Annotated in this window: 10 protein-coding genes; 3 read left to right on the top strand and 7 right to left on the bottom strand. The window is 68.4% G+C overall.

Features of this window, described 5'->3' with window-relative positions:
* Positions 1–73: 73 nt before the first annotated feature.
* The 5 genes from PZB75_RS17405 to hemA are packed head-to-tail and all read right to left on the bottom strand — an operon-like array spanning position 74 to position 4716.
* Positions 74–913 carry a GNAT family N-acetyltransferase gene (locus PZB75_RS17405; RefSeq protein WP_275536228.1) on the bottom strand — a complete coding sequence of 280 codons (840 nt, stop codon included), beginning with the start codon at positions 911–913 and terminating at the stop codon, positions 74–76.
* Complete coding sequence (locus PZB75_RS17400) at positions 910–1701, bottom strand: class I SAM-dependent methyltransferase (RefSeq protein ID WP_275536227.1); 792 nt, start codon at positions 1699–1701, stop codon at positions 910–912. Before PZB75_RS17400 ends, PZB75_RS17405 begins: the two co-directional genes overlap by 4 nt.
* On the bottom strand, positions 1698–2690 hold the full coding sequence (locus tag PZB75_RS17395) for a 3-oxoacyl-[acyl-carrier-protein] synthase III C-terminal domain-containing protein (RefSeq protein ID WP_275536226.1): 993 nt from the start codon (positions 2688–2690) through the stop codon (positions 1698–1700). Before PZB75_RS17395 ends, PZB75_RS17400 begins: the two co-directional genes overlap by 4 nt.
* A complete protein-coding gene (locus PZB75_RS17390; protein WP_275536225.1) occupies positions 2687–3526 on the bottom strand; it encodes a TauD/TfdA family dioxygenase in 840 nt (279 codons plus the stop codon). Before PZB75_RS17390 ends, PZB75_RS17395 begins: the two co-directional genes overlap by 4 nt.
* The gene (gene hemA / locus PZB75_RS17385; protein ID WP_275536224.1) at positions 3523–4716 is read right to left on the bottom strand and encodes a 5-aminolevulinate synthase; all 1194 of its coding nucleotides are present in this window, start codon (positions 4714–4716) and stop codon (positions 3523–3525) included. The genes PZB75_RS17390 and hemA overlap by 4 nt, the downstream gene beginning before the upstream one ends.
* Positions 4717–5414: 698 nt before the next feature.
* Here hemA and PZB75_RS17380 point away from each other — a divergent pair.
* From PZB75_RS17380 to PZB75_RS17370, 3 genes are all read left to right on the top strand, one after another.
* The gene (locus PZB75_RS17380) at positions 5415–6611 is read left to right on the top strand and encodes an MFS transporter (protein ID WP_275536223.1); all 1197 of its coding nucleotides are present in this window, start codon (positions 5415–5417) and stop codon (positions 6609–6611) included.
* Between the two features lie 720 nt (positions 6612–7331).
* Positions 7332–10079 (top strand): AAA family ATPase, encoded by a 2748-nt coding sequence (locus PZB75_RS17375; protein ID WP_275536222.1) that lies wholly within the window; start codon positions 7332–7334, stop codon positions 10077–10079.
* 511 nt (positions 10080–10590) lie between these two features.
* Positions 10591–11550 (top strand): LuxR C-terminal-related transcriptional regulator, encoded by a 960-nt coding sequence (locus tag PZB75_RS17370; protein ID WP_275536221.1) that lies wholly within the window; start codon positions 10591–10593, stop codon positions 11548–11550.
* Between the two features lie 27 nt (positions 11551–11577).
* Here the strand turns inward: PZB75_RS17370 and PZB75_RS17365 are convergent, their stop codons facing one another.
* Both PZB75_RS17365 and PZB75_RS17360 read right to left on the bottom strand, forming a co-directional pair.
* Complete coding sequence (locus tag PZB75_RS17365; protein ID WP_275536220.1) at positions 11578–12576, bottom strand: proline iminopeptidase-family hydrolase; 999 nt, start codon at positions 12574–12576, stop codon at positions 11578–11580.
* Positions 12577–12644: 68 nt separating this feature from the next.
* A complete protein-coding gene (locus tag PZB75_RS17360; protein ID WP_275536219.1) occupies positions 12645–23939 on the bottom strand; it encodes a type I polyketide synthase in 11295 nt (3764 codons plus the stop codon).
* Between the last annotated feature and the right edge of the window lie 8 nt (positions 23940–23947).

Raw genomic sequence — 23947 nt, 5'->3', positions numbered from 1 at the left:
GTCATCATGGGGTCATTACGCGTACTGTAATTGAGCGTCTGCGCATCCGCCCCGCTGGATCGAGTCGTTCTCATCAGCCGACGGCCCCGGTCGCCGAGGCCACCAACAGGTGCCGCTCGCCGGGTGGTTCACCGCCGAACACCATCACATCGGTGCCGCCCGCCGCGCGCAGGCCGTGCCCGACCGCCCATGACGTCAACGCCGTCCGGCACGGATCGAGATCCACCCGCACCGGCCGGACCGCGCCGCCGACCAGGTCGGACAGCAGGGTGGTGGCCACCCTGTCCGACGTGGCGACCACCGGGCCGATGACGTCGGCGTCGACGCCGTTCCACCGCGCCCCGTAGCCCGCGATCCCGTTGCAGCCGTCCACGACCCGGACTTCCTCGGCCACCGCCAGCAGATAGGCCAGCACCCTGGGCCGGGCCGCCCCGAACGCCTTCGCGTCCAGCCGCACCGCGCCGGCCAGGTCGGCGACCGACGCGGTGCGCGAGGTCAGCGGGCCGGTCGGGTCCGGGACGCCCTCGAACCGCACCTGCCGGCCCACCGCGCGGAACCCGGCGCCGGAGTAGAGCGGGACGCCCTGCGGGGTGGCGGTCAGCCAGACACAGTCCGCGGTGACCCGGTCGAGCACCTGCCGCAGCAGCCGCCCGCCCATGCCCTGGCCCGCGTGCTTCCTGGCCACCAGCATGGCGCCGAGGGTGGCCAGGCGAGGGCCGTAGCGCAGCAGCGACACGGTCGCGGCCAGCCCGCCCGCGTCGTCGCGCACCCCGTACACCTCGCCGAACTCCAACAGGAGCGACCACGCCCGCAGTTCGGGGGGCCAGTCCCGGTCCTCCGCCAGACGGAGACAGGCGTCGAGATCGGCGTGTCCGAGCAGGACCATCTCGCCCGACCGCCTCACGGTGGTCACGGAACGCGCCCCACCACGGCGGCGACCAGTCCGAACCACTCGGCCATCTCCGGGCTGTCCGGGGTGGCCAGGAACCGGTCCAGCTCCTCCTGGGTGAGCAACGCCTTCTCCACCAGGCTCGGCCCGATCTGGTGCACGGTCGAGCGCAGCCATTCGTGGTGCTGCGCCCCCCAGCCGTCCCACCCGCTCAGCGAGGGGGCCAGCTTCACCGACATGTCGGTCAGCCCGAGCCGGACCATCCGCGACGGCAACTGCCGTGTCCAGCGCATCAGTCCGCCCTGGGACTCCATCTGCCGCACCACCGCGTCGACCACCCGCGACCACTCGGGGTGGGCGCTCTCGTCCGACGGGAACCAGTAGCCGTCCACCACCACCATCCATCCTCCCGGCCTGACCCAGTCACGCATCCGGGCCAGCACCTCCTCGCGCTCGGGGATGTGCTTGAGGGCCGACCGGGTGTAGACGAGGTCGAACGAGTGCTTGGGGAACTCCTCCTCCCTGGCGTCGAACGTGACCACGTCCAGATTCGGCGCCCGGGTCCCGTCCAGATATCTGGGGTCGATGTCGGCCGCGGTGACGCGCCCCCTGAAGAAACGTTCCGCCATCCAGTAGGAGATCGATCCCCGCCCGGCCGCCAGGTCAAGGCAGCGTGCGTCCACCGGCAGCGGCAGCGCCTCGATCGCCTCCCGGCTCAGCGGGTCCAGCGCCTGCTCCAGCTCGGCGAGCCGGTCGCTCTCCGAGGGGATGTCCTTGCTCAGTACCCCGGTTCCATACGGATCGTGCTTCATCGCCGGCCTCCCGGTCCGTCGTGGCCGCCACCCTCGTAACGCAGGGCGGTGATCCCCCAGCTGAATCCCATGGCGCTGGTCGCCAGCAGCAGCAGATCGCCCGGCCGCAGCGCGTCGTCGTCGAGCAGACCGCGCAGCGCGATCAGCGTGTCGGACGCTCCCATGTGGGCGAGGTGGTCGTAGTTGAAGACACTGCGCGAACCCGGGATGCCGAGTTCACCCAGCAGTCGTACGTGCATGTCCCGGTCCCCGTGGTTGATCAGGAACCAGTCGACGTCGTCGACGGTCCTGCCCAGCGCGTCGAGCACATCGGCGGTCAACGCGGTGAAGTTGGCCACGTAGGCCGACGCCAGACCGGAGCGGTGTGCCTCGCGGCGGATCACGAGCCGGTCGTCCCGGTACTCGCCGTGGTAGTAGCTCGACCAGTCCGGGTCGGTGCGCATCCGGGACGCGGGGACGGTGAACAGGGGGTCCGGGCCGAGCAGGGCCACCGCCGCCGCGTCGCCGAAGTTGAACAGCTCCTTCGACATCGGATCGTCCTGGTCGAGCATGGTGCTGAGCCGGTCGGCCATCACCACCAGCACGGACCCGGCCCGCCCGAGGGCGAGCCGGTCCAGGCCGATCTGAAGGGCGGTGCTGCCCGCGTTGCAGAAGTTGGCCACCTCGAAGCAGTGCGCGCCGGTGATGCCCAGCTCCCCCGCCACGTGGGCGGCGGGCGACCAGAACGGCACGTCCCACTCCGCCGAGCCCGCCCAGAGCACCAGGTCGATGCCGTCGACATCCACAGCGGTGCGTTTGAGCAGGGTCCGCGCCGCGTGCAGGGCCACGTCGACCGAACGCTCACCCGGGCCCAGCGCCGGGAACCGGCGGCAGTGCGTGATCCTCAGCGCGTCCGCCAACGGCACCCCCGCCCTGGCCGCGACCTCGCCGATGTCGACCGTGCCACCGGGCAGCGCCACTTCGAGATCGACCAAGCCGTGCACGGTCATGCCGCTATGCTCACGCGGTGCACGGTTCTGCCGACACCGGGTGTCACGTCGGTCGCCGCGTGCAGCGTCGTCCTGGTCTTCCACACGATCAGGTCGTTCGTCGTCCACCGGTGCTCGTAGACCCGGCTCGGCTCCTGGATCAGCCCGTCGAGCATCTCGAAGAACGCCGCGTTCTCGTTGTGGTCGAACCCGGTGACCGAGTCCAGGTACTCCGGCGCCCCGTAGACGAACTTGCGGCCGGTGTACGGGTCGGTCTCCACCAGCGGGCGTTCGACCAGCGGGTGCTCCTCCTCGATCCACGCCTTCAGTTCGGCCACCGACAGCCCGATGTGGTCCTCCCTGATCCGCAGCCGCTTCGCCACGGTGTGCAACGCGGTCCGGTCCTCGATGCGGTCCCTCCACTCCCGCGGCATCCGGTCGTAGACGTCGATCGCGCTGGCGAACAGGGTGTGGCCGGTGGTGCTCGGCACGTTCACCCCGTGCAGCATGGTGTACGGGGCCGGGTCCGCGACGAACGACGAGTCCTGGTGCCAGAAGTTGCCCACCCTGGCCACACCGACCGGCCGGCCGTCCCGCTTCTCGTTGGAGGAGATCATGATCTCCGGCATCTCGGGATGCCTGTAGCGCTGCAGCACGAACGGCACCGGCTTGCCGATCCGGGCGGCCAGCTCCACCTGCTGACGCGGCGTCATGTCGAAGCCGCGCACCACGACGAGTTCGTGCTCGCGCAGCGCGCGCAGGAACTCGTCGAAGACCTCGGGGCGGTCCAGGTCGTCGTAGTGGTTGACGTCGGTGATCTCGGCACCGACGAATTCGGTGATCCGCTTGAGAGTCATACGGCCTGCTCCCTCTTCTCCGCAGCGACGCACTCGGCCAGCGCGTTCGCGAATCGTTCGATCTGTTCCTCGGTGCGGTTCGGTGCGACGGTGACCCGAAGCCGCTCCTGGCCCATGGGGACCGAGGGGAAATTGATCGCCTGCACGTAGATGCCGTGCTTGGTGAGCATGCGCTCCGCCACCCGCTGGGCCGCGGTCCGCCCGGGGACCATCACCGGCAGGACGTGCGACTCGGTGCCCGCCACCGTGATGCCCAGCCGTTGCAGCCGGCGCTTGAGCGATTCCGACTTCGCCGCGAGTTCCCGTCGCAGTTCCACGCCCTTCTGCACCAGCCGCAGACCGGTCATCGTGGTGTCCATCGTCGCCTGCGGCAGCGCGGTGGTGAAGATGAAGCCCGGGGCGTGGGAGCGCACGTAGTCCAACGCCACGTCGGGTCCGGCGACATAGCCGCCGACCGTGCCGATCGCCTTGCCGAACACTCCCTGGACGAAGGTCGGACGGGTCTCGCCCAGTTCCTCGGCCAGCCCCGCGCCGGTCGGTCCCTTGACGCCGATCGCGTGCGTCTCGTCGAGGTAGGTGAGCGCGTCGTGGCGGTCGGCCAGGTCACAGATCTCGCTGATCGGTGACCGGTCGGCGTCCATCGAGTAGATGGACTCGAAAACGATCAGCTTGGGCGCCGAAGGTGGACTCTCCTCCAGTAATCGCTCAAGGGCCTTCACGTCGTTGTGCGGGACCACGTGCCGTCTGCATCCGGAGCGGCGGATGCCCTCGATGAGCGAGCGGTGGTTGTTCTCGTCGGAGAAGACGATGATGTCCGGCACGGCGGTCAGCAGCACCGACAGCGTCTCGAAGTTCGCGACGTACCCGCTGGAGAACACCAGCGCCCGTTCCGTACCGTGCCAGTCGGCCAGGGCTTCCTCCAGCGCGACATGTGTCGTGCTGGTACCGCCGATGTTGCGCGAGCCGCCCATGCCCACCCCGTGCGCGGCGGCGGACCGTACCTGCGTCATGATCAGCTCGGGATGCTGGCTGAGACCGAGGTAGTCGTTGCTGCACCAGACCTCGACCTCCTCGACGCCTTCCCGCGCTGTGCTGCCCGGCACCGCCGCGTTGTGCGCGGTCGGCATGTAGGCACGGTAAAGGCCGTCGGCGCGCAACTGTTTGATGCCGTCGCCACAAATGGACAACATGGCGTGCGATTGCGTCAGACTCTGTCCAGGCATGTGTCATCCATATCTCGTCGTTACGGGATCATGAGGTGCGACGAGGAGAACAATCCAGATCGGCCGAAGCCGGCAGAAGTGCGACGAGCCTTTGAGCGGCCACGCGAATACAGAACGCGTTCACTGAAAGGTTCCCCCTGAAGCCCCCGACCCCCGGTACAACCTTCAGGGTCGCCTTGTCAGCACGTTCGCCATGGTTTCTATCCTGACCCGAGCGCCGGGCGAAAGCATTCAGACAGTCAGCTCAGTCAGCATGGAGTCAGATTGGTAAGTTTTTCGAGCACGTCGGCCCGCAGCCGGGCGCTTACCAGGCACTGTCACATCCCGTGACCGTCACGGGGTGAACAGCGCGCTGACCATGCGGTCAGGACCCGCTGACACCGACCACGGCACACCACACGCCGTCGTCCGACCGGCTGCGGCCGCGACGGCGTGGCCCGGCGGCGATTCCATTGTGTCAGCAATGTTTCGTTCCACGTTCTCACCTGTGTCGAGATCACTCGGTCAACTCCGCGCAATTGACCAAGCTGACCTCGCTGACCAGCGACAACGGCGACGTGGCGATGCGATTATTCGTGCACACCGAGGCGCCCTGGCGTGCACTCGGCGCTATCGACGGTTGCACGCATGCGTCCCGTCGTCCGGGTTTCTGGAGGAGGTTGATTATGCCAATCGCCGTGTTCGCGTTAGCGCTCTGCGGCTTCGGCATCGGGACGACGGAGTTCGTCGTCATGGGATTGCTGCCCGATATCGCGAAGGATGTGAGCGTCAGCATCACCACGGCGGGTGGCCTCATCTCCGGATACGCCCTCGGCGTGGTGATCGGCGGTCCGGTCCTCGTCGCGTCGGCCATCCGGATTCCGAGGAAACGGATGCTGCTCGCGCTGATGGCGATCTTCGTCCTGGGCAACCTGGTATCCGCCCTGGCGCCGAGCTACGGACTCCTGATGGTCGGCCGGATCGTCACCTCCGTCTGCCACGGAGCGTTCCTGGGCGTGGCTTCCGTCGTCGCGGCCCAGCTGGTCGACGCGAGCAGGATGGGGCGCGCGGTGTCGTTGGTGTTCGCCGGCGGTGCCATGGCCAATGTGCTCGGCGCTCCGCTCGGTACGTTCATCGGGCAGAACCTGGGCTGGCGGTCCACCTTCTGGATGCTGGTCGGCATCGGGGTCGTCGGTTTCTTCGGCATCGCCAGGCTGGTGCCCGCCATCGCGGTGTCCACCGACACGAAGCTGAGCAGCGAGCTGGGTGTGTTCCGAAAACCGCAGGTGATCATCGGTCTGCTGATGACCGCGCTGTCCCTGGGCGCCCTGTTCACCTCGTTCACCTACATCGCCCCGATGCTCACCGAGGTCACCGGGTACGCGTCGAGCGCGCTCACCCCGCTGCTGGCGCTCTTCGGTGTGGGGCTGGTCGTGGGCAACACCCTCGGCGGCAAGATGTCCGACCGTATCGGTCTGATCAGGACGCTGACCCTGGCGCTGGCGATGCTGGCCGTGGTGCTGGGCCTGTTCGTGTTCACCGCGCACGCCAAGATCCCGGCCGCCATCACCTTCCTGCTGGTGGGTTTCGCGGGCTTCGCCACGGTGCCCCCGCTGATGACCCGGGTCATCTCCAAGGCGGAGGGCGCTCCGACACTGGCCGCCGTGGTGACCGTGTCGGCGTCCAACGTCGGCATCGCCCTCGGCGCGTACCTGGGTGGTGTCACCATCGACGCGGGCCTCGGCTACACCTCGCCGAACTGGCTCGGCGCGATCATGGCCGGACTGGCCCTGGTGCTGACCCTGGTCTCCGGCGCGATGGACCGGTCGCGTACGACCCCCGCCGTGGCCGCCCGGCCCGAGCCGAGCCCCAGCACGAACTGATCAGGACCGTCAGGACCCGGGCCGGCGCAGGGTTCGGCGGGTGTGACACGCGGAGCCGTTCCCCGAACGGCTCCGCGTTCACGTGTGTGGCCGATCGCCCGCCCGGCCTTGTCCGGCCCCTCCGTCCCGCATGGCCTTGCCCCGGCCCGCCCGGCCTCTCCGTCCCGTATGGCCTCGTCCCGGCCCGCCCGGCCTTGTCCGACCCGCCCGGCCTCTCCGTCCCGCATGGCCTTGCCCCGGCCCGCACGGCCTCTCCATCCCGTATGGCCTCGTCCCGGCCCTGCCCGGACTCGTCCGGTCCACCCGGCCTTGCCCAGGCCCGCCCGGCCTCGTCCCGGTCCGGTGCGCGGCCCCGCCTTCCGTCCCGCCGCCCTCGCCCTTCCGGTGGAGGACCCCGAGCCGAGGGAACCCTGAGACCGGTCGCCGCGCGGTCCGACCGGAGCCGGCCCGGCTTCCCCCGAAAAGTCCGGTGAAGGGTCCGGCGAAGAGTCCGGTGAAAAGTCCGGGAGAGGGCCCGTTCACCCTCGCCGCCCCAGCCGTGGGACGCATGAGGAAGCGTGCAGCTTATGGCCACTAGAGGTTCGACCGGGTGTGGGCCACACTCGTAGGCGTGTGACGTACGCACACGCGTTCCACGTACGCCACATACGTTCCCCCTCACTTCCACCTGCGCGGGAACGGTACGAGTGACGGTCGGCGTGAGACATCGGGGGAGACAGAGTGGCACTGATCGAGCGCGAATCGGAAGTGGCGGCCCTGCGCGTCGCCCTGGACGAATGCCTCAGCGGACAGACCCGCATCGCCCTTGTCGAGGGAGCGGCCGGCTGCGGCAAGAGCGAGCTCGTCGACACCGTCACCGAATGGGCCGAGGACGCCGGGGCCCTGGTACTGCAAGCCTTCGGTTCCCTCGCCGAGAAGGAGCTGCCGCTCGGCGTGATGCGGCAGTTGGCCCACGACGCCCCACCCGGCACCCTGCCCGAGGTCTCCGCCGCACCCGACGGGCAGCCCCAGGTCAGGGCGATGCGCGAATTCCGCTCGGCGCTCGCCAAGTTGAGCACCACGACCCCCGTGATGCTCAGCATCGACGACCTGCACCACGCCGACGACGCCTCCTTGCGCTATCTCCAGCACCTCGTCCGCCACAGCCGCACCACCAGCATGCTGCTGCTGCTCGCCGGCCCCCTGCATCACGCGGGTCAGGACGCCGCCTTCGGTACGGAGCTGCTGCGCAGCCGCAACGTCCAGCGCATCCGCCTGCGGCCGCTCAGCCGCGAGGGCACGGCCGGCTTCGTGACCGACGTGCCGCAGCCCGCCCCGCCCGCCGAGTTGGCGGACGAACTCCACGCCATCAGCGGCGGCAACCCCCTGCTCCTGCGCGCCCTGCTGGAGGAGTACCGGTCCGTACAGCCGGGCCGGGGCGACGCCGGGCACCTCCTCCCGGAACCTGAGGAAATCTTCGGTCAGGCCGTTCTGACCTGTCTTCGCCGCAGCGGACCGCACGCACCCGAACTCGGGGCGGTACTGGCCGTGCTGGGGGATTCCTACACACCCGAACGCGCCGGCCGGCTCCTCGGTCAGCCCGCGTTCGCCACGGCCCAGTCCGTGGCCTCGCTCGCCGCGTCGGGGATTCTGGACGGTCACCGCTTCCGCCATCCGAGCGCCGAGAGCGCCGTGCTGGACAGGGCCAGCTCCACGACGCTGGCCGGCCTTCATCTGCGTACCGCCGAATTCCTCTACGCCGAAGGGGAGTCGGTCACCCAGGTGGCGGGGCACCTCCTCTCCGTGGCCCAGCACGGCGGCTGCCTGTCCGGCACCCCTTGGGCCGCGGGCATCCTGAGCAAGGCGGGCGAGCGGCTGGTACTGGACAACGATGCCACCCGGGCGACCACCCTGCTGGAACTCGCGCACGAGCTGAGCGAGGACGAACAGCAGCGGGCCGCGATCAAGACCCGGCTGGCGGCCATCACCTGGCGGGTGGATCCGGCGACGGCGGAGAACCACCTGTCCGTACCCCTGGAGGTGCTGCGCTCCGGGCGGCTCCCCTCCGAGCGGATGGCCCCCCTGGCCGCGCTCCTGACCGGACAGGGCCGGATCGCCGAAGCGGCCGAGGTACGAGCACGGCTGCTCTCGGTGGACCGGGAATCCGACCTCGACGGTTTCGCCCGCACGGGAGCGGGCGTGGGTACGGGAACAAGCGTGGGTACGGGCGCGGTACGGGACGCGGTGGAGTCCGAGCCCCCGCTTCCGGCGGGCGAGGAGCCGGTCGGCTGCGATGCCTGGCCGTTGCCCGAGACGGAGAGCGAGACGGAGACCGCCACGGCCGAGCGCTTCCTGCGGGCCGTGGTCCTCGCCGACGCGACCCTGGAACCGATCATCCGCGCGCTGCGGGTCCTGGTCCACTCCCGCCGCCCCGAACGCGCTGCCCTGTGCTGCCGCGAACTGATCGCGGAGGCGGAGCGTCAGGGCGCCCCCACCTGGCAGGCACTGTTCTCGTCGAAGCTCGCCGAGGTACTGCTGCGTCTGGGCGACCTGCACCCGGCGGAGGAGTACGCGAACAGGGCGCTGGCCTACCTCCCGGACCGGTGCGGCAGCGCGTTCGCCGGCGGGCCGACCGCGGTCGCGATCCGGGTCCGCACGCTGATGGGTGATCACGCCACCGTCGCCCGCCTGTTGCAGCAGCCCCTCTCGGACAACCTCTTCAGGAGTGTCCACGGGCTCTACTACCTCCGCGCCCGGGGCCTCTACCTCATGGCCACGCACCAACTCGACGCCGCCTTGGCGGACCTGAGGGAGGCGAGCCGGCTGGCCCGCCGGTGGGGCGTGGACCGGCCGGCCATGCTGCCCTGGCGCACGGACACGGCGGAAGTGCTCATCCGGCTCGGCGAACCCGCGCGCGCGGAGCGCCTGGTGGAACAGCAGTTGGCCACCCCGGACGCCCAACGTCCGTGGGTCCGTGGCATATCGCTACGTCTACGCGCAGAGACCGCTGATCCCAGGCAGCAACTGTCCCTGCTCAACCAGGCGGTGGACGAACTGGCCCGCTCCGGGGACCGGGTCGAGCAGGCACGTGCCCTGGCGGACCTCGGCCGGGCGCTGCGTACGCTCGGCGAACCCGCACGGGCCGACCTGATGACCCGCCGGGCCTTGATCCTGGCGCGCGAGAGCGGCGCCGAGGCGATGTGCGCGGAGATCGCCCCCGAGCTGGGACCGGAGGACGGGGCATCGGGGTACACCGTCCACTCCTCGTTCCGGTCGGACGTCGACACGAAGCTCAGCGACTCGGAGCGCCGGGTGGCCACGCTCGCCGCCAGCGGATACACCAACCGCGAGATCTCGCTGCGCCTCCACATCACCGTGAGCACGGTCGAGCAGCACCTCACCCGGGTCTACCGCAAGCTCAACATCACCCGGCGCCAGGACCTCCCTTTCGATCTGCAGCTGACCGTCTCGACGACCGAGGTCGCCTGAGCGGGACCGACCGATTGGCTTGAATCCGCCGCTCACGGCGTGGCTGAAAGATGCCCATTACCGGGGTCCACTCCCCCACAAAAGTCCCACTTGAACGAAATAACCGACTCTCCGCCGAGGCGAATGATCGCAAAGAGAAAGCAAACTTTGGGTCTACGATTGGCAATCAATGTCACGCCCTCGCAATCACCACAGCTAGTGTCTTGATTCAGCCAAGAAGAGAGTTAGTTTCGGCATACACAAATATGCCCCACTCGACACACCGAGCGGAACCGCCAGCTGGACGCCTCAAAACCAGGCAGACCACCCCGCGCGCACCGCGGAACCGACACCCACTCGGCTCCGGCCCACCCCAGCGGGGTCGCGTCCCGTACGACCAGTCGTAACCCCCACACCCCATCCGTATTTATTGAATTCGCAAGGAAGTATTCATATGCGAAGTTCACCACACGGAATTCACATGCCTTAGATTTGACTCCGACGATCAACGGCACAAGGGGGTAGTGGGCGAATGTCGGCGGCGAGCGACAAGAACTCGAACGGTGAATTCACAACCCTGGACCGCAGTCCGTCTGGTTATCGCTTCCCTGACAAAGGGGAACTGGGCAGGGATCTCGGCAGGGACCTGGGCGGGTGTGAAGCGCTGGCCGAAGACCATCGCCCGGCGTGCGCGGAAGCAGGCGAAGCCGAACGCATCCTGCAACTGCTTGGCCTGATAAGGCCCGTCGCCGAGCGCGGCTCGCTCCACACGTATCTGCTCGGACTGGACGCCCATTGTTGCGAGGAGCTGCTGCTCGTCCTGCCGAAAGGCAGCCGCCCCTGCAACATCCTGCCCACCCTCCGCAGCATCGCGCTGCGCCTCCTCAACCGCGATGTACGGGTCCGGATGCTGTACCAGCACGCGGCGCGGGGAGATCTGGTGACCCGCGCGTCCGTACGCGAACTGACCCATCACGGAGCCGAGGTACGCACAAGCGCCGAACTCATCGGCCCTCTCGTGGCCAGTGACCGGGAACTCGTGCTCCTGCCGGCGACTCAGGACTGGGCGGCGGAAGGGCCGGAGGGTCCGGAAGGCCCGGAAGCGACGGTGGCCGCGGCCCGCGACCCGGCCATCGTCTCGTTCGTCCGCGGCGCGTTCGAGAACCTGTGGAACACCGCGACCCCGTTCATGCCGGACTGCAAGGACGTCCCGCCCGCCATCGACGATCTGAAGAAGTCGATAGTGCAGTTGCTGGCCATGGGGCACAAGGACGAGCTGGTGTCCCGGCGCCTCGGCATCTCCATTCGCACCTGCCGCAGGCACATCGCCGAAATCATGGAGGAGCTGAGCGCGACCAGCCGCTTCCAGGCGGGCGTCAATCTCGTGCGGGCAGGCATTCTCGACGGTGGGCACGGCGGGCATGGTGCGCACGGCGGCCCCGGCGGGCACGGTGGGCACGGTGGGCATGGCGGGGGTACCGGGCTGCGGTAGGAGGCCGCCCTCGGGGCACCGACGGGTTCAGCTTCTGAGTGCCCGGCCCGGGTCCCGGTCCGATGCCACGGCCGGGTCCCGGTGCGACGGCGCGGCCGGGTCCCGGTCCGGCGCCACGGCCGGGTCCCGGTCCAGCTCGTCCAGGAAGGCCCGCATCACCTCGGTGAAGCGCTCGGGCTCCTCCAGGTGCGGCAGATGGCTGGACTCCTCGAACATCTCCCACCGGATGTCGGGAATGAGGTCCTGGAAGGGCTGGACCGTCGCCGGGGTCGCCTCGTCGTGGCGCCCGGATATCAGCAGGGTGGGCACGGCGACATCGGGGCAGTGGTCGATGACGGACCAGTCCCGCAGGGTTCCGGTCACATGGAACTCACTCGGCCCGTTCATCGCGTAGTAGACCGTGGGGTCGTTGTAGACCTCGTAGAAGGAGGCCAGGTAGTCGCGCGGCCACGGCTTGAGTCGGCAGACGTGCCGCTCGTAGAAGGGGCGCATCGCCGCGTGGTACTCATCGGTGTCGGTCGTCCCGGCGGCCTCGTGCCGCAGCAGGGTCTCGTTGACGCCATCCGGCAGCCTGCTCCTGAGCAGTCCGACCTCCCGTAGCCAAAGCTGGTAGGAGGCTGGGGAGTTGGCGATGACCAGACCGCGCAGCCCGGCCGGACGGTCGCTCGCGTGACGGGTGATGAGCATCCCGCCCCACGACTGCCCGAACAGTACGTAGTTGTCGGCGATGCCCAGGGCGCGCACAAGGTTGTCGAGCTCGGCCGCGAACAGGTCGACGGTCCAGAAGTCCGGCCCCTTGTCAGGCAGATGGGTGGAGCCGCCGTTGCCGAGCTGGTCGTAGTGGACGACGGCTCGGCCGTCCTCGGCGAGACCGGCCAGGTTCTGCAGGTAGTCGTGGGTGCTCCCGGGGCCGCCGTGGACGACGACCAGGACCGGCCGGTCCGATGTCAGGTCGCCCGTGACCCTGTACCACGTCTCGTACTCGCCGAAGGGCACGGTGCCCTTCGAACTCGGTCGCGTATTCACGTTGGTTCGCCTCGTCTCGCAGGAAATCGGGGGCCGGAGGTCGGGGGCCGGGGATCAGGGGCCGGGGGTCAGGACGGGGTGGTCGCGGGTGGGTTCATGTCCTCGGATGTCAGCCACTCCTCGATGACGTGGGCCGTCTCGTCCGCCCGGTCGTCGACGATGGTGAAGTGGTTGGCCCGTACGGTTCGCAGGGTGTGGTCGGCCTCCCACGGCTCCGCGCGCCCCTCCATCAACTCCGGCGAGGAATCGTCCCCGTCGGGTACGAAGGACTCCGTGCACTGCACGAAGAGGACCGGAGCCTCGACCGGTTCGAGGGGCAGCTGGGGTACGAGTTCGACCCAGCGGCCCATCGCCGACAGCCGGCTGCTGTCGAAGCGCCCGAACACCGCTTCCTTGTCGAACATGCCGAGGGCCAGATCGCCCATCGGTACGCCGTCACCACCGCCGTCGTGCACCTGGAAGGTGTCGAGGAGGATGACGGCCGCGGGGGTGACACCCAGTTCCCTCTCCAGGTATCCCGCGGTGGAGTAGGCGAGGGTGCCGCCGGACGAGTAGCCGAGCAGTGCGAACGGTTCCCCGTCCGCCGCCTGGAGCACGCTCCGGGCGAGGGCCTGGAGTGCCGCGTCGGAGGAGTCCGGCAAGCTCTCCCCCGCGATGAACCCGGGGACGGGAAGCGCCGAGATCCTGCGCCTGCCCTGGAGGTGGGAGACGAGCCGCGCGTGCTGGTGCACACCTCCGGTGGCCATCGGAGTACTCAGGCAGATGAGGTGCGGGCCCGCACCTGACTCGGAGAGCCGCACGGCCGAGGGCAGCCGGTCCAGCTCGTCCGCCGAGGCGAATGAGGGGCGGGTGCCCGCCGCGGCCTGCAACAGGGCGAAGCCCTTGTCCGCGTGTCCGGCGACGACGGCGGCGTGAAACATGTCGCGCAGGGTCTCGGGTACGGCGTCGGCCGCGCCGACTGCGGTATGGCCGTCCGCACCGGGATGCGTGTTGTCGGTGCTGTCGTCAACGGCCGTTGTGGCCGCCTCTGAGGCGGGAGGGGTGAGCGGGGCGGCGAGCGGGGCGGTGACCGCGCGAAGTCCGTCGCGCAGAAGGTGCGCGAGCCGCGCCGGACTCTTGCTGTCGAAGACCACCATGGGAGGCAGCCGGAGTCCGGTGTCCTTCATCAGGGCGTTACGGAGTTCCATCGCGCTCAGCGAGTCGAACCCGGACTCCAGGAAGTCGCGTTCGGCATCGAGTGCGGCGGCACTGCCGTGTCCGAGGAGGCCGGCTGCCCGTTCGAGCACCAGCTCCTTGAGGACGGCTTCCTGCTCGGCCTCGTCCGCCTGAGCGATGCGCCGGAGGAGGCTGTCCCGATCCGTTTCCGTGGCGGTGGCGGTGGCGGTGGCCACGCTGCGCCGCCGTGTTGTCGCCGCCAGATCGCGGAGGAGGGCGGGGACGGTGTCGGTGCGCGAGCGCAGGGCGGTGATGTCGATGGGGAGCGGGACGACCGCAGGCCGGCCCGAGGCCAGCCCCGCGTCGAACAACGCCAGACCCTGCTCCGGCTCCAACGCCGGCAGCCCCTGACGCCGCATCCGCTCCAGATCCGCCTCACCCAACCACTGCCCCATCCCCGCACCCGCCCACAGACCGTAAGCGAGAGACGTCGCGGGCAGCCCGAGCGACGCCCGATACACCGCCAACCCGTCCAAAAACACATTCGCCGCCGCATAATTCGCCTGCCCCGCCGCCAGCACCAGACCACCCGCCGACGACAACAACACAAAGAACGCCAACTCCCGCCCCAACGTCAACTCATGCAAAAACCAGCCACCATCCGCCTTCGCACCCCACACCCCCTCCAACCGGCCCACATCCATCGAACCCACCAACCCGTTGTCCCCCGCACCCGCCGCATGCACCACCCCCACCAAATCCTCGATCCCCCCCACCAACGAAGCCACCGCCCCCCGATCCGACACATCACACACCACCACCTCCACCTCAGCCCCCGCACCCACCAACCCCTCCACCAAACCCTCCACACCCGGCGCACCCCCACCCCGCCGGCTCGTCAACACCAACCGACGAACCCCACACACCTCCACCAAATGCCGAGCAATCAACCCACCCAAACCACCCGTACCACCCGTCACCAACACCACACCCGACGACACATCCACCGACACGTCAGCAGTACCCGCCCCGGAGCCCTCCACCGCCACCAGACGCGGAACCCACACCACACCACCCCGCACAGCCACCTCCGGCTCACCCAACGCCACCACCCCCGCCACATCCACACCAGCCACACCCTCCACATCCACATCCACATCCACATCCACATCCACATCCACATCAAGCAACACAAAGCGCCCCGGATTCTCCGCCTGCGCCGCCCGCACCAGACCCCACACCGGCGCCTGACACACATCCACACCCTCACCAACACCCACAGCAACCGCCCCACGCGTCACCACCACCAACGGACCACCACCCCCATCCCCACCAGCACCCGACAACCACTCCTGCACCACACCCAAAACCCGACCCGTCACCAACCGAACACCCGACACAACATCCGACCCCGACACCTCCCCACCACACTCCGCCACCACATCGAACACCGTCGCACCCGACACGGCGGACCCGACAGATATGGCAGCCCCGGCACCCGACACCGGACGCCACACCACCTCCCACAACCCACCCGAACCACCAACCGACAACTGCCCCACCGACACCGGACGCAGAGTCAGCCCATCCACCGACATCACCGGTATTCCGGTCGCATCGGCGATGGCCAGCGAGACGGTGTCCTCGCCTGAGCCCGACAGCCGTACGCGCAGAGCAGTGGCACCCGTCGCATGCAGTCGCACTCCTTCCCAGTGGAAGGGCAGGGCAGGCCGTTCGTCCTCCGGGGCGTCTCCACCCGGGGCCGCGTCCATCCCTGACAGGCCAAGTGCGTGCATGGTGGCGTCGAGGAGGGCAGGGTGCACACCGAACCGTTCGGCGTCCGCGTGCGCCGACTCGGGCAGCACGACCTCCGCGAACACGTCATCCCCGCGCCGCCAGGCAGCCTTGAGCCCCCGGAAGACGGGACCGTACTCGTAACCTCGCGTCGCCAACGTGGCGTACAGGTCGGCCACTTCGGTACCGATGGCTCCGGGCGGGGGCCATTCGGTGAGGTCCATCTCCGGGACCGGCCCCGCCTCCGCGAGCACACCCTCCGCGTGCAAAACCCACGCTTCACCCACCCCAGCACCCTCACGCCGGGAATACACCCGCAACGAACGCCGACCACCCTCACCCACACCACCCACCACCACCTGCACCGCAACCCCACCAGACCCCGACAACACCAACGGAGCCCGCAACGTCAACTCCTCCACCAACCCACAACCCACCTCATCACCCGCACGAACAGCCAACTCCACAAACGCCGCACCCGGCAACAACACCGAACCCAACACACCATGATCAACCAACCACGGCAAACCATCCACCGACAACCGACCCGTCAACACCACCCCACCCGAATCCGCCAACACCACCACCGCACCCAACACCGGATGCTCCACCACCACCTGCCCCACACCCACCACATCCCCACCCGACACCGACCCCAGCCAAAACCGCTCACGCTGAAACGCATACGTCGGCAAACCCACCCGCCGAGCACCCGAACCCCCATAAAAACCAGCCCAGTCCACCCGTACACCGGCCGTGTGAAGCCGCCCCAGAGCGCCGACCGCTGTCTGCGCCTCCGACCGGCTACGACGCTGAACCGGAACGAACAGCCCGTCCTCCACACTCTGAGTGCCCATGCCGGCCAGTACCGCGTCCGGACCGATCTCCACGAACGAGGTCACGCCATGGGCGGCCGTGTACGCGACGGCGTCGGCGAACCGCACCGCCTCCCGCACATGCCGTACCCAGTACCCCGGCGACCCGATCTCCTCGGACACCCCACCCGTCAGACCCGACACCACAGGCAGCACCGGAACGGAGAACGACAGACCCGAGACCACCTTCTCGAAGTCGGCCAGCATCGGTTCCATCAACGGCGAATGGAAGGCGTGCGACACCCGCAGCACGCTCGTCCGTCGCCCCAGACCGGCGAAATGCTCCACCACGGATGCCACAGCGTCCTCGGCGCCCGAAACGACCACCGAACGCGGGCCGTTGACGGCGGCGATATCCACCGCACCATCGAGCAGGGGAATGACTTCGGCTTCCGACGCCTCGACCGCCACCATCGAACCGCCCCCGGGCAACTCCTGCATCAACCGACCACGTGCCATCACCAGTTCGGCGGCATCGCCCAACGACAGCACCCCCGCCACATGCGCGGCAGCGATCTCCCCCACCGAATGCCCCACCAGGAAATCCGGGACCACACCCCAGGACTCCACCAGCCGGAACAACGCCACCTCGAACGCGAACAACGCCGCCTGAGCAAACTCCGTCCGCTCCAACAGCCCAGCGTCCTCACCCCACATCACCCCACGCAACGGACGCAACAGAAGCAGGTCAACTTCATCGACTACCGCGTCGAACGCCTCCGCGAACACCGGGAACGCCTCACACAACTCCCGGCCCATCCCCAACCGCTGCGCACCCTGACCTGAGAACAAGAACGCCGTGGACCCAGTGCCACGAGCCACACCCCGCACCACCAAGGCCGAGTCCTCACCCGCCACCAGAGCCTCCAACCCGGCGACCAGCTCCTCCTGATCCCCGGCCGTGATCACCGCACGGTGCTCCAGCACCGCACGCGACACCACCGACGAAAACCCCACATCAACAAGCGCCGCACCCGACGAACGCACATGCTCCAGCAACCGGGCCGCCTGGGCGGTCAACGCCTTCTCCCCCCGCGCCGACAACACCACCGGCACCACCGGCACCACAACCGACCCCGGCATCTCCTCTTCCACCACCGCCGGAGCCTGCTCGACGATCACATGCGCATTCGTCCCACTCAGACCGAACGACGACACCCCCACCCGACGCGGACGATCCCGCACCGGCCACTCACGCGCCTCCGCCAACAACTCCACCGCACCCGCATCCCAATCCACCTGCGGCGACGGCTCATCCACATGCAACGTCCTCGGCATCACCCCATGCCGAACCGACAACACCGCCTTGATCACCCCACCCACACCCGCAGCCGCCTGCGCATGACCAAGATTCGACTTCAACGACCCCAACCACAACGGATCACCCTCAGGCCGCCCCTGCCCATACGTCGCCAACAACGCCTGCGCCTCGATCGGATCACCCAACCGGGTCCCCGTCCCATGCGCCTCCACAAGATCGATATCCGCAGCCGTCAACCCGGCTTGGTCCAACGCTGCTCGGATGACTCGGCGTTGAGATGGACCATTGGGTGCCGTCAGGCCGTTGCTCGCGCCGTCCTGGTTCACGGCCGTGCTCCTCACCACCGCCAGGACCTCATGCCCGTTCCGGCGCGCGTCGGACAGCCGTTCCACCAGCAGCACACCCACACCCTCCGACCACGCGGCACCGTCCGCCGCACCCGCGAAGGACTTGCACCGGCCGTCCTTCGACAGACCACGCTGACGACTGAACTCCACGAACATGTCGGGCGTCGACATCACCGCGACACCACCCGCCAGCGCGAGCGAGCACTCGCCCGACCGCAACGCCTGAATCGCCAGATGCAGAGCGACCAACGACGACGAACACGCCGTGTCCACCGTCATCGACGGACCTTCGAGCCCAAGCGTGTAGGACACCCGGCCCGACACCAGGCTTCCGCCCGTGGTCGCCGCTGCCTCCGTACCCTGCCCGTAGTCGTGATACATCAGGCCGGCGAAGACCCCGGTCCTGGTGCCCTTCAGGGACCGCGGATCGATACCCGCTCCTTCGAGGACTTCCCAGGACGTCTCCAGCAGCAGCCGCTGCTGCGGGTCCATGATCAACGCCTCGTTCGGACTGATCCCGAAGAACCCGGGATCGAAGTACCCCGCGTCATGGAGGAATCCCCCATGGTTGGCGTACGTCTTTCCGGGCGTGCCGGGCTTGGGGTCGTACACCCCGGACACGTTCCACCCCCGGTCCTGTGGGAACTCCGAGATCGCGTCCCGGCCCTCGACGACGAGATCCCAGAGGTCTTCGGGCGAGGTGACCCCTCCCGGGTAGCGGCAGGCCATTCCCACGATGACGATGGTTTCGTCGGCCTGGTCGCGCAGCACCGGAGAAGTGGTGGGCGCTGCTGCCTGGGTGACTCCGCCCGCTAGTTCGGCATCGATGAACTCGGCCACGGCCCGCGAGGTCGGAAAGTCGAAGACCAGGGTGGCCGGGAGCCGCAGCGCGGTGACCGCGTTGAGCGAGTTACGGAGTTCGACAGCGCTCAGTGAGTCGAAGCCGAGTTCCTGGAAGGGGCGGTCCAGCTCGATCGCGTCGGACGAGGTGTGGCCCAACACCTTGGCGACGTGGGTCCGGACCGTGTTCAGAAGGGCCTGCGCGCGCTCGGTGTCAGTGAGGCCGGCCAGGCTGTCGAGCAGTTCCGAGCCGTTGGACGAGCTCGTGGCGCGTGCCACAGAGCGCGTGGGACGGGGCATGAAGTCTCGGAGGAGGGCGGGGACGGTGTCGGTGCGCGAGCGCAGGGCGGTGATGTCGATGGGGAGCGGGACGACCGCAGGCCGGCCCGAGGCCAGCCCCGCGTCGAACAACGCCAGACCCTGCTCCGGCTCCAACGCCGGCAGCCCCTGACGCCGCATCCGCTCCAGATCCGCCTCACCCAACCACTGCCCCATCCCCGCACCCGCCCACAGACCGTAAGCGAGAGACGTCGCGGGCAGCCCGAGCGACGCCCGATACACCGCCAACCCGTCCAAAAACACATTCGCCGCCGCATAATTCGCCTGCCCCGCCGCCAGCACCAGACCACCCGCCGACGACAACAACACAAAGAACGCCAACTCCCGCCCCAACGTCAACTCATGCAAAAACCAGCCACCATCCGCCTTCGCACCCCACACCCCCTCCAACCGGCCCACATCCATCGAACCCACCAACCCGTTGTCCCCCGCACCCGCCGCATGCACCACCCCCACCAAATCCTCGATCCCCCCCACCAACGAAGCCACCGCCCCCCGATCCGACACATCACACACCACCACCTCCACCTCAGCCCCCGCACCCACCAACCCCTCCACCAAACCCTCCACACCCGGCGCACCCCCACCCCGCCGACTCGTCAACACCAACCGACGAACCCCACACACCTCCACCAAATGCCGAGCAATCAACCCACCCAAACCACCCGTACCACCCGTCACCAACACCACACCCGACGACACATCCACCGACACGTCAGCAGTACCCGCCCCGGAGCCCTCCACCGCCACCAGACGCGGAACCCACACCACACCACCCCGCACAGCCACCTCCGGCTCACCCAACGCCACCACCCCCGCCACATCCACCCCAGCCACACCCTCAACATCCACATCAAGCAACACAATGCGCCCCGGATTCTCCGCCTGAGCCGCCCGCACCAAACCCCACACCGGCGCCTGACACACATCCACACCCTCACCCACAGCAACCGCCCCACGCGTCACCACCACCAACGGACCACCACCCCCACCAGCACCCGACAACCACTCCTGCACCACACCCAAAACCCGACCCGTCACCAACCGAACACCCGACACAACATCCGACCCCGACAACCCCCCACCACACTCCGCCACCACGTCAAACACCGTCGCACCCGACACGGCGGACCCGACAGATATGGCAGCCCCAGCACCCGACACCGGACGCCACGCCACCTCCCACAACCCACCCGAACCACCAGCCGACAACTGCCCCACCGACACCGGACGGGAGACCAGTGCACCGACAGTGAGTACGGGCTGCCCGGCTCCGTCGGCCACCAGTACCGCGACGCTGTCCGGCCCGGCCGGTGCTATACGTACCCGCAGGGTCGAAGCGCCGGCGACATGGAGAGCGACATCGGTCCAGGCAAAGGGAAGGACAGTCGTCTCTTCGGTACCGGACGCACTGTCGAGCAGCGCCACGTGCATCGCGGCGTCGAGGAGGGCCGGGTGCACGCCGAAGCGTTGGGCTTCCGCGTGAGCTGACTCGGGCAGCGCAATCTCGGCGTACAGCTCTTCGCCCGAAGACCAGGCGGCCTTGAGCCCCTGGAACACGGGGCCGTAGCCATAGCCCCTCTCCGCGAGGAGGTCATAGGCGCCATCCATCCGAATCGGAACGGCTCCTGGAGGAGGCCACTCGGTGAGCACCGCCGCCGGGACCACCGTGGCGTGCCCGAGGATGCCTTCCGCGTGTCGAATCCAGGGGGCTTGATCGCTGTCCTCGTCACGGGAGTACACGCTGACCGAGCGCCGACCGGACTCGTCGGCTGCACCGACCGCGATCTGGACGACCACTCCGCCCCTTTCGGGGAGGACGAGTGGGGCCTGGAGCGTCAGTTCCTCCAGAAGGTCACAGCCGACGTGGTCGCCGGCCCGGACAGCCAGTTCCACGAACGCGGTGCCCGGCAGCAGAACACTTCCGAGCACATTGTGATCGGCAACCCACGGGTGACTACCGACAGCGAGCCTTCCCGTGAACAACGTCTCGTCCGCATCGGCGATCGTCACAACCGCTCCGAGAAGCGGGTGATCGGCACTGGCCAGCCCGAGCGCCCTGGGGCTACCTCCGGCCGTATCGTCCACGAGCCAGTACCGTTCGCGCTGGAAGGCGTACGTCGGCAGGTCCACGCGCCGGGCATCGGAACCCGCGTAGAAGCCAGCCCAGTCGACCCGTGCGCCAGCTGTGTGGAGTCGTGCCAGGGCACTGACTGCTGTTTGTGTCTCGGACCGGTTACGGCGCTGAGCCGGGACGAACAGCCCGTCCTCCACGCTCTGAGTGCCCATGCCGGCCAGTACCGCGTCCGGACCGATCTCCACGAACGAGGTCACGCCATGGGCGGCCGTGTACGCGACGGCGTCGGCGAACCGCACCGCCTCCCGCACATGCCGTACCCAGTACCCCGGCGACCCGATCTCCTCGGACACCCCACCCGTCAGACCCGACACCACAGGCAGCACCGGAACGGAGAACGACAGACCCGAGACCACCTTCTCGAAGTCGGCGAGCATGGGCTCCATCAACGGCGAATGGAAGGCGTGCGACACCCGCAGCGTGCTCGTCCGCCGACCCAGACCGGTGAAGTGCTCCACCACGGATGCCACGGCGTCTTCGGCGCCCGAAACGACCACCGACCGGGGGCCGTTGACGGCGGCGATTCCCACCGGGCCGTACAGCAGGGGCAGAACCTCGGCCTCCGACGCCTCAACCGCCACCATCGAACCGCCCCCGGGCAACTCCTGCATCAACCGACCACGCGCCACCACCAGTTCGGCGGCATCGCCCAACGACAGCGCCCCCGCCACATGAGCGGCAGCGATCTCCCCCACCGAATGCCCCACCAGGAAATCCGGGACCACACCCCACGACTCCACCAGCCGGAACAACGCCACCTCGAACGCGAACAACGCCGCCTGAGCAAACTCCGTCCGCTCCAACAGCCCAGCATCCTCACCCCACATCACCCCACGCAACGGACGCGACAGACCCGCGTCCAACTCCCCCACCACCGCGTCAAAAGCCGCCGCGAACACCGGGAACGCCTCACACAACCCCCGGCCCATCCCCAACCGCTGCGCACCCTGACCCGTAAACAGGAACGCCGTACCGCCCACGTTCCCGGCCACTCCCCGCACCACCAGGCCGGACTCCTCGCCTGCCGCCAGCGCCTCCAAGCCCGTGACCAGCTCCTCCCGATCCCCGGCCGTGATCACCGCACGGTGCTCCAGCACCGCACGCGACACCACCGACGAAAACCCCACATCAACAAGCGCCGCACCCGACGACCGCACATGCTCCAACAGCCGGGCCGCCTGGGCCGTCAACGCCTTCTCACCCCGTGCCGACAACACCACCGGCACCACCGGCACCACAACCGATCCCGGCATCTCCTCTTCCACCACCGCCGGAGCCTGCTCGACGATCACATGCGCGTTCGTCCCACTCAGACCGAACGACGACACCCCCACCCGACGCGGACGATCCCGCACCGGCCACTCACGCGCCTGCGTCAACAACTCCACCGCACCCGCATCCCAATCCACCTGCGGCGACGGCTCATCCACATGCAACGTCCTCGGCATCACCCCATGCCGAACCGACAACACCGCCTTGATCACCCCACCCACACCCGCAGCCGCCTGCGCATGACCAAGATTCGACTTCAACGACCCCAACCACAACGGATCACCCTCAGGCCGCCCCTGCCCATACGTCGCCAACAACGCCTGCGCCTCGATCGGATCACCCAACCGGGTCCCCGTCCCATGCGCCTCCACCATGTCGACCTGGTCCGTCGATATCTGGGCATCGACGAGCGCCGCCCGGATGACCCGCTGTTGCGACGGGCCGTTCGGGGCCGTCAGGCCGTTGCTCGCGCCGTCCTGGTTGACGGCGCTGCCCCGTATGACAGCGAGGACGGGGTGACCGTTCTTGCGTGCGTCGGACAGCCGCTCAAGGAGGATGACGCCCGCGCCTTCCGACCAGCTGGTGCCGTCGGTCGAACCGGCGAAGGACTTGCACCGGCCGTCCTTGGAGAGGCCACGCTGACGGCTGAACTCCACGAACACCTCAGGCGTCGACATGACCGCCACGCCTCCGGCGAACGCCATCGTGCACTCACCCGACCGCAACGCCTGCGTCGCCAGGTGCATGGCGACCAGCGACGACGAACACGCCGTGTCCACCGTCATCGACGGGCCTTCGAAGCCGAACACGTAGGAGACCCGGCCGGAGGCGATCGATCCCGTGGCGCTGTTGTGGGCGTAATCGTGGTACATCATCCCGGCGAATACGCCGGCCTTGCTTCCCTTCAGGGAATGCGGGTCGATACCGGCTCGTTCGCAGGCTTCCCAGGAACATTCGAGCAGCAGTCGCTGCTGCGGGTCCATGATCAGTGCCTCGTTCGGGCTGATCCCGAAGACCGCCGCGTCGAAGGTGTCCGCCGAGTGGAGAAATCCACCCTTGTTCACGTAGCTGGTGTTCTGGCGGATTCCTTCGGGGTCATAAATCCCGTCGAGATCCCAGCCGCGGTTCTCCGGGAATTCCGATATGGCATCCACTCCGTCGTGGACCAACCGCCACAGGTCCTCGGGTGATTCGACGCCTCCGGGGAACTTGCAGCTCATCGCGACGATCGCAATCGGCTCACGGCCGACGGACGACAGCTTGCGGTTGTGGGCCCGCAGCCGGTCGTTCTCCTTGACGGACGCCCGGAGTGCGGCTACCAGCTTCTCTTCGGAATTGCTCATCGGTGCAC

Source organism: Streptomyces sp. AM 4-1-1 (assembly GCF_029167625.1).
In the GTDB taxonomy this organism is placed as follows: domain Bacteria; phylum Actinomycetota; class Actinomycetes; order Streptomycetales; family Streptomycetaceae; genus Streptomyces.
The sequence above is the reverse complement of the archived record's forward strand: the minus strand, read 5'-3'. Positions and strand labels throughout refer to the sequence as shown.

Bases quoted from the DNA above. Each gene is read 5' to 3' on its own strand.
- PZB75_RS17390 (WP_275536225.1), bottom strand. From the start codon at position 3,526: ATGACTCTCAAGCGGATCACCGAATTCGTCGGTGCCGAGATCACCGAC.
- PZB75_RS17395 (WP_275536226.1), bottom strand. From the start codon at position 2,690: ATGACCGTGCACGGCTTGGTCGATCTCGAAGTGGCGCTGCCCGGTGGC.
- PZB75_RS17360 (WP_275536219.1), bottom strand. From the start codon at position 23,939: ATGAGCAATTCCGAAGAGAAGCTGGTAGCCGCACTCCGGGCGTCCGTC.
- PZB75_RS17380 (WP_275536223.1), top strand. From the start codon at position 5,415: ATGCCAATCGCCGTGTTCGCGTTAGCGCTCTGCGGCTTCGGCATCGGG.
- PZB75_RS17370 (WP_275536221.1), top strand. From the start codon at position 10,591: ATGTCGGCGGCGAGCGACAAGAACTCGAACGGTGAATTCACAACCCTG.
- hemA (WP_275536224.1), bottom strand. From the start codon at position 4,716: ATGTTGTCCATTTGTGGCGACGGCATCAAACAGTTGCGCGCCGACGGC.
- PZB75_RS17400 (WP_275536227.1), bottom strand. From the start codon at position 1,701: ATGAAGCACGATCCGTATGGAACCGGGGTACTGAGCAAGGACATCCCC.